8 protein-coding genes are annotated in these 10,955 nt (G+C 72.9%); 5 read left to right on the forward strand and 3 right to left on the reverse strand.

From position 1 onward, the window contains the following. Window positions 1-272 precede the first annotated feature (272 nt). Window positions 273-1,748 (forward strand): 3' terminal RNA ribose 2'-O-methyltransferase Hen1, encoded by a 1,476-nt coding sequence (locus IE249_RS13660; RefSeq protein WP_189705077.1) that lies wholly within the window; start codon window positions 273-275, stop codon window positions 1,746-1,748. Next, window positions 1,745-4,303 carry a polynucleotide kinase-phosphatase gene (locus IE249_RS13665; RefSeq protein WP_189705078.1) on the forward strand — a complete coding sequence of 853 codons (2,559 nt, stop codon included), beginning with the start codon at window positions 1,745-1,747 and terminating at the stop codon, window positions 4,301-4,303. The genes IE249_RS13660 and IE249_RS13665 overlap by 4 nt, the downstream gene beginning before the upstream one ends. Before the next feature lie 126 nt (window positions 4,304-4,429). Here the strand turns inward: IE249_RS13665 and IE249_RS13670 are convergent, their stop codons facing one another. Next, complete coding sequence (locus IE249_RS13670; RefSeq protein WP_189705079.1) at window positions 4,430-5,329, reverse strand: NAD(+)/NADH kinase; 900 nt, start codon at window positions 5,327-5,329, stop codon at window positions 4,430-4,432. Next, a complete protein-coding gene (locus IE249_RS13675) occupies window positions 5,326-6,456 on the reverse strand; it encodes an SPFH domain-containing protein (RefSeq protein ID WP_189705080.1) in 1,131 nt (376 codons plus the stop codon). Before IE249_RS13675 ends, IE249_RS13670 begins: the two co-directional genes overlap by 4 nt. Before the next feature lie 149 nt (window positions 6,457-6,605). Between IE249_RS13675 and IE249_RS13680 the strand changes: the two genes are divergently transcribed. The 3 genes from IE249_RS13680 (at window position 6,606) to IE249_RS13690 (ending at window position 10,598) form a co-directional block, all read left to right on the forward strand. Then, window positions 6,606-7,835, forward strand: a complete 1,230-nt coding sequence (locus tag IE249_RS13680) for an arginine deiminase (RefSeq protein ID WP_189705081.1) — start codon at window positions 6,606-6,608, stop codon at window positions 7,833-7,835. 140 nt (window positions 7,836-7,975) lie between these two features. After that, window positions 7,976-8,983, forward strand: a complete 1,008-nt coding sequence (argF, locus tag IE249_RS13685; RefSeq protein ID WP_189705082.1) for an ornithine carbamoyltransferase — start codon at window positions 7,976-7,978, stop codon at window positions 8,981-8,983. 115 nt (window positions 8,984-9,098) lie between these two features. Continuing rightward, on the forward strand, window positions 9,099-10,598 hold the full coding sequence (locus tag IE249_RS13690) for an amino acid permease (RefSeq protein WP_229858377.1): 1,500 nt from the start codon (window positions 9,099-9,101) through the stop codon (window positions 10,596-10,598). Here IE249_RS13690 and IE249_RS13695 read toward each other — a convergent pair. Further along, window positions 10,558-10,955: ATP-binding protein (locus IE249_RS13695; RefSeq protein ID WP_229858380.1), on the reverse strand; the 398-nt coding region annotated here is incomplete at its 5' end. The genes IE249_RS13690 and IE249_RS13695 overlap by 41 nt on opposite strands.

Here is a 10,955-nt window from a genome sequence, read left to right on the forward strand (position 1 = left end):
GCTGCGTCCTCACCCACTCCTCGCGCGGCAACCACTCGACCCTCTCCACCACTCACGCCTCCCAGGCGATCTCGGTCTTCCCCGCCTTCTGTGCCCTGACAACGACGAACGGCCCCACCGGGGACACGGAACGGGCACATGGAACAGACGCCGGACAGCGGCGGAACAGACAGCGGAGCAACCAGCGGAATAAACAAAGGCGCCGCTCGCGGCCGTATGCCAAGGTGAGCGGCACCGCATCGACCGACCGTCCAGCCGGAGAGGCCCTCCGCATGTTCCTGACCGTCACCACCACCGGCACGCCCGAACGCCCCGCCACCGACCTCGGATTCCTGCTGCACAAACACCCCGGCAAGGCGCAGGCGTTCTCCACCTCCCACGGCCGCGCGCACGTGCTCTACCCCGAAGCGGGCACCGACCGCTGCACGGCCGCGCTGCTGCTGGAGGTCGACACGGTGGCGCTGGTCCGGCGCGGCAAGGGCAAGGGCCGCGGCGGCGCCCCCGACGCGGCGCTCGCGCAGTACGTCAACGACCGCCCCTACGCGGCCTCCTCGCTGCTCGCCGTGGCGCTCGGCAGCGTCTTCTCCAGCGCCATGCGCGGGGTGTGCGCCGCACGCCCCGAACTGCCGGGGCAGACACGCCCGTTGCACATCGAGGTGCCCGCGCTGCCCGCCCGCGGCGGTCCCGCCCTCGTGCACCGTCTCTTCGAGCCGCTCGGCTGGCGCGTCACCGCCGAACCCGTGGGGCTGGACACCGAGTTCCCGGAGTGGGGCGACTCGAGGTACGTGCGCCTGGTGCTGGACTCGGAGACGGTGACCCTCGCTCAGGCCCTGCGCCACCTCTACGTCCTGCTCCCCGTCCTCGACGACGCCAAGCACTACTGGGTCTCCTCCGACGAGGTCGACAAGCTGCTGCGGGCGGGCGAGGGCTGGCTGCCCGAGCATCCGGAGCAGAAGCTGATCACCAGCCGCTACCTCTCGCGCCGCTGGTCGCTGACCCGGCAGGCGCTGGAGCGTCTGGAACTGGTGCGGCTGGCCGAGGCCGACGACAGCGAGGTCGAGGAGATCGACAACGCGGTCGCGGCCGAGAGCGAGACCGAGGAGAAGCCCACGCCGCTCGCGGTGCGGCGCAGGGAGGCGATCGTCGCCGCGCTCCAGGAGTCCGGCGCGGCCCGCGTGCTCGACCTCGGCTGCGGGCAGGGGCAGTTGGTGCAGGCCCTGCTGAAGGACGTGCGCTTCACCGAGATCGTCGGGGTCGACGTGTCGGTGCGCGCCCTCACCATCGCGGCCCGGCGGCTCAAGCTGGACCGCATGGGGGAGCGGCAGGCCGCCCGCGTCGAACTCCGGCAGGGCTCGCTCGTCTACACCGACAAGCGGCTCAAGGGCTACGACGCCGCCGTGCTCAGCGAGGTGATCGAGCACCTCGACCTGCCGCGGCTGCCCGCCCTGGAGTACGCGGTGTTCGGCGCGGCCCGCCCCCGCACGGTCGTCGTGACGACCCCGAACGTCGAGTACAACGTGCGCTGGGAGAGCCTGCCCGCCGGTCATGTCCGGCACGGCGACCACCGGTTCGAGTGGACCCGGGAGGAGTTCCGTGCCTGGGCCGGGCAGGTGGCCGAACGGCACGGCTACGTCGTGCGGTTCGAGGCCGTCGGCCCCGAGGACCCGGAGGTCGGCCCGCCCACCCAGATGGCCGTGTTCACGGCCGCAGCGGCCACCACGACAGCGAAGGAGGCGAAGGCCGCATGACGACCACCACCAGCGGGACCGCGCGGCCCCAGGGCCGCGTCCTCCCCGTCACCGACCTCTCCCTCGTGGTCCTCGTCGGTGCCTCCGGCTCGGGCAAGTCCACCTTCGCCCGCCGCCACTTCGAGCCGACCGAGGTCATCTCCTCCGACTTCTGCCGCGGCCTGGTCAGCGACGACGAGAACGACCAGAGCGCCACCCGTGACGCGTTCGACGTCCTGCACTACATCGCCGGCAAGCGCCTGGCGGCCGGCCGCCGCACGGTCGTCGACGCCACCAGCGTGCAGCAGGACGCCCGCCGGCAGCTGATCGACCTGGCCAGGAAGCACGACGTGCTGCCCATAGCCGTCGTGCTCGACGTGCCCGAGGAGGTCTGCGCCGAGCGCAACGCTGCCCGCACCGACCGCGCCGACATGCCCCGCCGGGTGATCCAGCGGCACATCCGCGAGCTGCGCCGCTCCCTGCGCCACCTGGAGCGCGAGGGCTTCCGCAAGGTGCACGTGCTGCGAGGCGTGGAGGAGATCGAGGGCGCCACGGTCGTCACCGAGAAGCGCTTCAACGACCTCACCCACCTCACCGGCCCCTTCGACATCATCGGCGACGTCCACGGCTGCGCCGCCGAACTCGAGGCGCTGCTGGGCAAGCTGGGCTACACCGACGGCGTCCACCCCGAGGGCCGTACGGCGGTCTTCGTCGGCGACCTGGTCGACCGCGGCCCGGACAGCCCGGGCGTGCTGCGCCGCGTGATGGGCATGGTCAAGTCCGGACACGCGCTGTGCGTGCCGGGCAACCACGAGAACAAGTACGGCCGCCATCTCAAGGGCCGCAAGGTGCAGCTCACCCACGGACTCGCCGAGACCGTCGCGCAGATGGACGGCGAGGGAGAGGAGTTCCGGCGCGAGGTACGGGAGTTCATCGACGGACTGGTCAGCCACTACGTCCTCGACGGCGGCCGTCTGGTCGTCTGCCACGCGGGCCTGCCGGAGAAGTACCACGGCCGTACCTCCGGACGGGTGCGCTCGCACGCGCTCTACGGCGACACCACCGGCGAGACCGACGAGTTCGGCCTGCCGGTGCGCTACCCCTGGGCCGAGGACTACCGGGGCCGGGCGGCCGTGGTCTACGGCCACACCCCGGTGCCGGAGGCCACCTGGCTCAACAACACCATCTGCCTTGACACCGGCGCGGTGTTCGGCGGCAAGCTGACCGCGCTGCGCTGGCCGGAGCGCGAACTGGTCGACGTACCCGCCGAGAAGGTCTGGTACGAGCCGGCCAGGCCGCTGCGCACCGAGGCCCCGGGCGGGAACGACGGCCGACCGCTGGACCTCGGTGACGTGCACGGCCGCAGGGTGGTGGAGACCCGGCACGCCGGCCGGGTGTCGGTGCGCGAGGAGAACGCGGCGGCGGCCCTGGAGGTCATGAGCCGCTTCGCCGTCGACCCGCGGCTGCTGCCGTACCTGCCTCCCACGATGGCGCCGGCCGCGACCTCGAAGGCCGAGGGCTACCTGGAGCACCCGGAGGAGGCGTTCGCGCAGTACCGGGAGGACGGCGTCGCGCGAGTGGTGTGCGAGGAGAAGCACATGGGCTCGCGGGCGGTGGCCCTGGTGTGCCGGGACGCGGAGGCGGCGCGCGCACGCTTCGGTGTCGACGGCCCCTCCGGCTCCCTCTACACCCGCACCGGCCGGCCCTTCTTCGACGACCCCGCGGTCACGGAGGAGATCCTCGGCCGACTGCGCACGGCCATGAGCGAGGCCGGACTGTGGACGGAGCTCGGCACCGACTGGCTGCTGCTGGACGCCGAGTTGATGCCGTGGTCGCTCAAGGCCGGCGGGCTGCTGCGGTCGCAGTACGCGGCGGTCGGCGCGGCCTCCTCGGCGGTGTTCCCCGGCGCGCTGGCCGCGCTCGAGGGCGCCGCCGCCCGTGGCGTCGACGTCGGCGGCCTGCTGGAGCGCCAGCGTGAACGCGCCTCGGACGCCGCCGCGTTCACGGCCGCGTACCGCCGCTACTGCTGGACCACCGAGGGTCTGGACGGGGTGCGCCTCGCGCCGTTCCAGATCCTGGCGGTCCAGGGACGCAGCCTGGCCGCCCTGCCCCACGACGAGCAACTCGCCCTGCTCGACCGCCTCGTGGAGCACGACGCGACAGGACTGCTGCAGACCACACGGCGGCTGTACGTCGACACGGCCGACCCGGAGTCGGTGCGCGCCGGGGTCGACTGGTGGCTGGAGATGACCGGCCGCGGCGGCGAGGGCATGGTCGTCAAGCCGCTCGGGGCCCTGGTCCGCGGTGAGCAGGGCAGGCTGGTCCAGCCGGGCGTCAAGTGCCGCGGCCGCGAGTACCTGCGGATCATCTACGGTCCCGAGTACACCCGCCCGGACAACCTCGCCCGCCTGCGGCAGCGCTTCCTCAACCACAAGCGCTCGCTCGCGATCCGCGAGTACGCCCTCGGCCTCGAGGCCCTCGACCGGCTGGCCGACGGCGAACCGCTGTGGCGGGTCCACGAGGCGGTCTTCGCCGTCCTGGCCCTGGAGTCGGAGCCGGTGGACCCGCGGTTGTGAACCGCAGGACCCACGGCGCCGGTCCGGTGCCGTGGGCCCACGGGGGCGGCGGGGGCGCGGGCGAGCGGAACCGGGGCGGTGGGGCCGGGGCGAGCGGAACCGGGGCGGCGTGGGCCGAGGGCCCCCTCACCCCACCAGCCGCAGCCGCTCCCCGCACACCCCCACCCGGACGCTCTGGCCCCAGGTCAGTTCCACCGCGTCGGTCTCCATGCCGTCGCCGAAGGCGATCAGGCGTTCGGACTCGACGGTGAGGGACAGGGACCGGGGCGACGGCAGCTCGCCGGCCACCATGGACGTGCCGGTGGCCGGCGAGGGCCAGGCCTCGCGGACGAACCACAGCAGGCGGTCCTCGGTGGGGCGGGGGAGCGTCAGGCCGCTGCCCCGCTCCTGCCAGACCGAGCGCAGCCACCCGGTGGCCCCCGTGCCGGTGCCGACCAGCACCCCGGAGGAGGCCTGGGCCTCGACGACACCCCCGTCGTCCTCGAGGGCCAGGCGGTATCTGGCGGTCTGGTGACCGGGTGCGCCCAGGTAGATCTCGTTGAGGGCGACGAGCCGCTGGGTGTCGTCGGAGACGGCCTCGACCATCGTGCGCTCCTCGGTCCCGGTGCCCCGAGCGGACACCGAGGCCAGCAGGGCGGCCGCGTCCCCGGGCCGGTGCCGCACCAGCACCCCCGGATTGCGCCCCGGGTCGGTGTCGATGCCGACGACCGGCTGTCCCGCCAGGTACTTGGCGACGTTGGCCACCAGTCCGTCCTGGCCCACCACGACCACCACGTCCTCGGGCGCGAACAGGAACCGGTCCAGGTCGGCCCGCTCCACCCGCGCCTGCCGCCAGGCCGGCGGAACCGCCGCCGTCACCTCGGCCAGCGCCCGCCGGGCCCGCCGGTGCCGTTCGGCGACCTCGGCGATGTCGCGGCCCCGGGAGGAGAGGAAGAAGGCGGCCTGCCCGTGCGTGCCGTGGCGGGCCACCAACTCCTCGTACTCCGTGGTGCGGTGGACGAGCACGGCGCGCGGCGCGAGCGTCATCCCCGCGCCCCGGCGAAGCCGCCGTCGCCCTCGGCGGTGCGGGTGCCGGTGCCGACGGCTCCGGCGGTGCCGCTGCCCAGTTTCGCCAGCAGCCCCGTCAGCACGTCCGGCGAGACCGTGAGGCTGTCGATGCGCGGCAGGTTCTCGGCCAGCCGGGACCCGGTCAGGGCGTGCAGCGTCGCCACGTCCACCTCGGCGTGCACCCGCAGCCACGCCGCCCGGGCCTCGGCCCGCGCCGCGCCCACCTCGCGCGCCTCGACGGCCGCCGCCCGCCCGAGCCGCTCCGTCCGAGTGGCCTCCGCATCCGCGAGCCGCTCCGTCCGCGCCGCCTCCGCCTCGGCCAGCCGTACCGTCCGAGCGGCCTCCGCCTCGGCGCGTACCGCGTCGGCCGCCGCCTGCTCCTCGGCCTCGCGCCGGGCGTTGGTGCCGCGCTGTTCGACCAACTGCTCCTCGCGGCGGGCGAGTTCGATCCGGCTCGCCAGTTCGTTCTCGGCGATGGTCCGCTCCCGTTCCACCGCCACGGCCCGGCGTTCGTACGTCGCCCGGTCGGCCTCCTGCTGGATCTGCTCGCGGGCGGGGGTGCGCAGGGCGCGCTCGACCTCGGGCTCGGGCCGCAGCGCGACCACCCGTACGGCCACCACCTCGATGCCGGTGGCGGGCAGCCGCGGCTCGGCGGCCAGCCCCGCCGCGACGCGCTCGCGCACCGCGCTCACCCCGTCCACCAGCGCGGCCGACAGCGGCATCCGGGCGAGGACCGCCAGCGCGTGCTCCTGGGCCGGCTCCGTCATGAGCGTGCCCAGCTGCTCCAGGGGCGCCCCGCGCCACACCCCCGTATCGGGGTCGATCGAGAAGTCCAGGCGGGCCGCGGCGAGCGCGGGATCGCCGATCCGGTAGGTGACGGTCGCCTGGACCGTCACGTCCTGGAAGTCCGCCGTACGGGCGTGGAAGGTCATGGCCAGCTCGCGGTCGTCGACCGGCACTTCGGAGAGCGCCGCGGTCAGCGCGCGGAACCGGAAGCTGAGTCCGGTCCCGTCGTGCACCAGCCTGCCGGAGCGGTGGTGCCGGATGTGCGCGGTCGGCGCGCTGCGCAGATGACGCCATCCGGGGCGTCTGGTGATGTCGGCCATGGCCTGCCCCCTCGCTGTCTCTTCCCATCGGTTCTCGTCATTGAGACGATAAGCTTGAGCGTCGCTTGTCGTCAAGGGGACGAAAACAAGAAGGTGCGGAAACGAACAAGCGGAGGGTGAAGACGGTCCTCGATGGTCAGGATGGAGGCATGGGATTCCATGTCGACTCCGAGGCCGGGCGGCTGCGCCGCGTCATCCTGCACCGGCCCGATCTCGAGCTCAAAAGGCTCACCCCCAGCAACAAGGACGCCCTCCTGTTCGACGACGTGCTGTGGGTGCGCCGGGCGCGCGCCGAGCACGACGGGTTCGCCGACGCGCTGCGCGACCGCGGGGTCGCCGTGCACCTCTTCGGCGACCTGCTGACCGAGACGATGGAGATCCCGTCGGCGCGGTCGCTCGTCCTGGACCGCGTCTTCGACGAGAAGGAGTACGGCCCGCTCGCCACCGACCACCTCCGCGCCGCCTTCGAGACCCTGAACGCCGCCGAACTGGCCGAGGCCCTGGTCGGCGGCATGACCAAGCGCGAGTTCCTCCAGGGGTACGCGGAGCCCACGTCCGTGCGGTTCCACGTCATGGACCTCGACGACTTCCTGCTGGGCCCGCTGCCCAACCACCTCTTCACCCGGGACACCTCCGCCTGGATATACGACGGGGTCTCCATCAACGCGATGCGCTGGCCCGCCCGGCAGCGCGAGACCGTGCACTTCGAGGCCATCTACCGCTACCACCCGCTCTTCCGCGGCCAGGGCTTCCATGTCTGGTCCGAGGGCCAGGCCGACTACCCCTCCACCATCGAGGGCGGCGACGTGCTGGTCATCGGCAACGGCGCGGTGCTCATCGGCATGAGCGAGCGCACCACGCCCCAGGCCGTCGAGATGCTCGCCCACAAGCTGTTCGCCGCCGGCTCGGCGCGCACGATCGTCGCGCTCGACATGCCGAAGCGGCGCGCCTTCATGCACCTCGACACCGTGATGACCATGGTCGACGGCGACACCTTCACCCAGTACGCCGGTCTCGGCATGCTCCGCTCCTACACCATCGAACCGGGCGGGGGCGACAAGGAGCTCAAGGTCACCGACCATCCGCCGGAGCACATGCACCGCGCGATCGCCGCCGCGCTCGGCCTGGACGAGATCCGCGTGCTGACCGCCACCCAGGACGTGCACGCGGCCGAGCGCGAGCAGTGGGACGACGGCTGCAACGTCCTCGCCGTCGAGCCGGGCGTCGTCGTCGCCTACGAGCGCAACTCCACCACCAACACCCATCTGCGCAAACAGGGCATCGAGGTGATCGAGATCCCCGGCAGCGAGCTGGGCCGGGGCAGGGGCGGCCCGCGCTGCATGAGCTGCCCGGTGGAGCGGGACGCCGTGTGGCGGTGAACCGGTGCGGCGTGGTGCCGTGCGGCGGTGAGCGGGACGCCTCACGGTGGTGAACCGGTGATCGCATACTAATTCTAGGAGTCGTATAGAATTCCATAGTCACCGAGTCCCTGTCCTCACCCGACCCCTGGAGCGCCCTCATGGCGACAGTCCCGACCGCACTCGCCGGCCGCCACTTCCTCAAGGAGCTGGACTTCACCGGGGAGGAGTTCCGCGGTCTGGTCGAGCTGGCCGCCGAGCTGAAGGCCGCCAAGAAGGCCGGGACCGAGACGCGGTACCTGACCGGCAGGAACATCGCGCTGATCTTCGAGAAGACCTCGACCCGCACCCGCTGCGCGTTCGAGGTCGCCGCCGCCGACCAGGGCGCCTCGACGACGTACCTCGACCCCTCGGGCTCGCAGATCGGGCACAAGGAGTCGGTCCGGGACACCGCCCGCGTCCTCGGCCGCATGTTCGACGCGATCGAGTACCGGGGCGACAGTCAGGCGGCCGTCGAGGAACTGGCCGCGCACGCGGGCGTCCCCGTCTACAACGGCCTCACCGACGACTGGCACCCCACCCAGATGCTCGCCGACGTGCTCACCATGACCGAGCACACTGCCAAGCCGCTGCACGAGACCGCCTTCGCCTACCTCGGCGACGCCCGCTTCAACATGGGCAACTCCTACCTCGTCACCGGCGCCCTGCTCGGCATGGACGTGCGCCTGGTCGCGCCCAAGACCTACTGGCCCGCCCAGGAGATCGTCGACCGGGCGCGCGAGCTCGCCGCCGCCAGCGGCGCGCGCATCACCCTCACCGAGGCACTGGAGGACGGCGTGCGCGGCGCCGACTTCGTCGCCACCGACGTCTGGGTCTCCATGGGGGAGCCCAAGGAGGTCTGGGACGAGCGCATCGACGCCCTCGCCCCGTACGCCGTGACCATGGACGTGCTCCGCGCCACCGGCAACCCGGACGTGAGGTTCCTGCACTGCCTGCCGGCCTTCCACGACCTCGGCACCAAGGTCGGCCGCGAGATCCACGAGCGGCACGGCCTGACCTCGCTCGAGGTGACCGACGAGGTGTTCGAGTCGCCGCACTCGGTCGTCTTCGACGAGGCCGAGAACCGGCTGCACACCATCAAGGCGATCATGGTCGCCACGCTCGCCTGACTCCGTACCCCTTCACCACGTATCCTTGCGAACGGCCCGGAACCACCCATTCCGCCGCCGTCGCGCGACCCACCCCGTCGCACCCGCACCACCCGAGAAACGAGCACCACCCCGCATGCCCGCTCCCCGCATCAAGTCCCCCCGGCTGCTGCTCGCCGAATCCGGCGCCGACCGCGCGGGCCACGGCCTCAAGCGCACCATGGGCCTGTTCCAGCTGGTCTGCTTCGGCGTCGGCGCGATCGTCGGCACCGGCATCTTCGTCGGTCTGTCCGACTCGGTGGCCCAGGCCGGCCCGGCCGTCGTCGTCTCCTTCGTCCTCGCCGCTATCACCTGCGTGCTCACCGCCTTCGCCTTCGCGGAGCTGGGCGGCGCGATCCCGGTCTCCGGCTCCTCGTACTCCTTCGCCTACGCCGGTCTCGGCGAGACCACGGCCTTCCTGGTCGGCTGGTGCCTGCTGCTGGAGTACGGCGTGTCCGTCTCGGCGGTCGCGGTCGGCTGGAGCCAGTACGTCAACGAACTGCTGCACAGCCTCACCGGCCTCCAGCTCCCGGCAGCCCTGTCCGCGGGCCCCGGCGACGGCGGCATCGTCAACCTCCCCGCCGTGATCGTCATCGCCCTGGCCTCGGTGCTGCTGGTGCGCGGGGTGCGCGAGAGCGCCCGCGCGACGGCCGCGATGGCGGTCCTCAAGCTCGCCATCCTCGTGGCCTTCTGCGCCATCGGCTTCACCGCCTTCGAGCACGGCCACCTCACGCCGTTCTCCCCGGCCGGCCTCGGCGGCATCGGCGCGGGCACCACGGCGGCCTTCTTCTCGTACATCGGCTTCGACGCGATCACCACCGCCGGTGAGGAGGCGAAGAACCCGCGCCGGGACATCCCCGTGGCCATCCTCGTCTGCATCGGCCTGGTCACCCTGCTGTACTGCGCGGTCGCGCTCGCCGCGATCGGCGCCATCGGCGGCAAGGGGGTCGCGGGCCGGCCCGCCGCGCTGTCCTACGTCGTCAACGCGGTGACCGGCTCCTCCGTCGGCGGCGCGGTCATCGCCTTCGGGGCGGTCGTCGCCATCGCGTCCGTGGTGCTCGCCGTGATGTACGGCCAGACCCGCATCCTGATGTCGATGTCCCGCGACGGACTGGTCCCGCGCGTCTTCGAGAAGGTCTCCCCGAAGACCTCGACGCCGGTCGCGGGCACGCTGATCGTCGGGATCGTCTTCGCGCTCCCCGCGGCCTTCGCCTCGCTGGACGCCGTGGTCAACCTCTGCACCATCGGCACGCTGGCCACCATGGCCGCCGTCAACGTCGCCGTCATCGCCCTGCGCCGCCGCGAGCCCGGCCTCGGCCGCAGCTTCCGGGTGCCGTTCTACCCCTTGGTCCCGCTGCTCGGCGTCGCCTGCTGCCTCTACCTCATGTACGAGACGGGATGGGCGACCTGGATCCAGTTCGTGGCCTTCCTCGCCGCCGGCCTGCTGCTCTACGTCCTCTACGGGCGCCGCAACTCCCGCCTCGCGGCCCGCACCGCGACCGCCGCGGTCACCGCGTCCGCCGGGGTCACCGCGCCGGCCGTGACCGAGGACCGCGTCACGCAGGACTCAGCCGGGGCGGGAGCGCCGACAGCCTGAACCACACCGCCTTGCCCGACCCGGTCGGGCGGTGCCCGCAGGACGAGCTGAGCGCGCGGATCAGCAGCAGCCCGCGCCCGTGCTCCTGCCAGGGGTCCGGAGCGGTCAGGCCCGGCCGGGTCAGCGCGCCCGGCGGGGCCGGGTCCGGATCGTGCACCTCGACCTGACAGCCGCCCGGCAGCAGCTCCACGACCAGCTCTATGGGGCCCGCGTCCACCGTGTGCTCCACCGCGTTCGCGACCAGCTCCGCCGTGAGCAGTTCGGCCGTGTCGCTGTCGGCCGGGTGCTCGAGACCGGCCAGCGCCGTGCGCACCAGGGCGCGGGCCACCGGCACGGCGGCCGCCGTGTGCGGCAGCG

This window comes from Streptomyces anandii JCM 4720 (genome assembly GCF_014650655.1).
In the GTDB taxonomy this organism is placed as follows: domain Bacteria; phylum Actinomycetota; class Actinomycetes; order Streptomycetales; family Streptomycetaceae; genus Streptomyces; species Streptomyces anandii.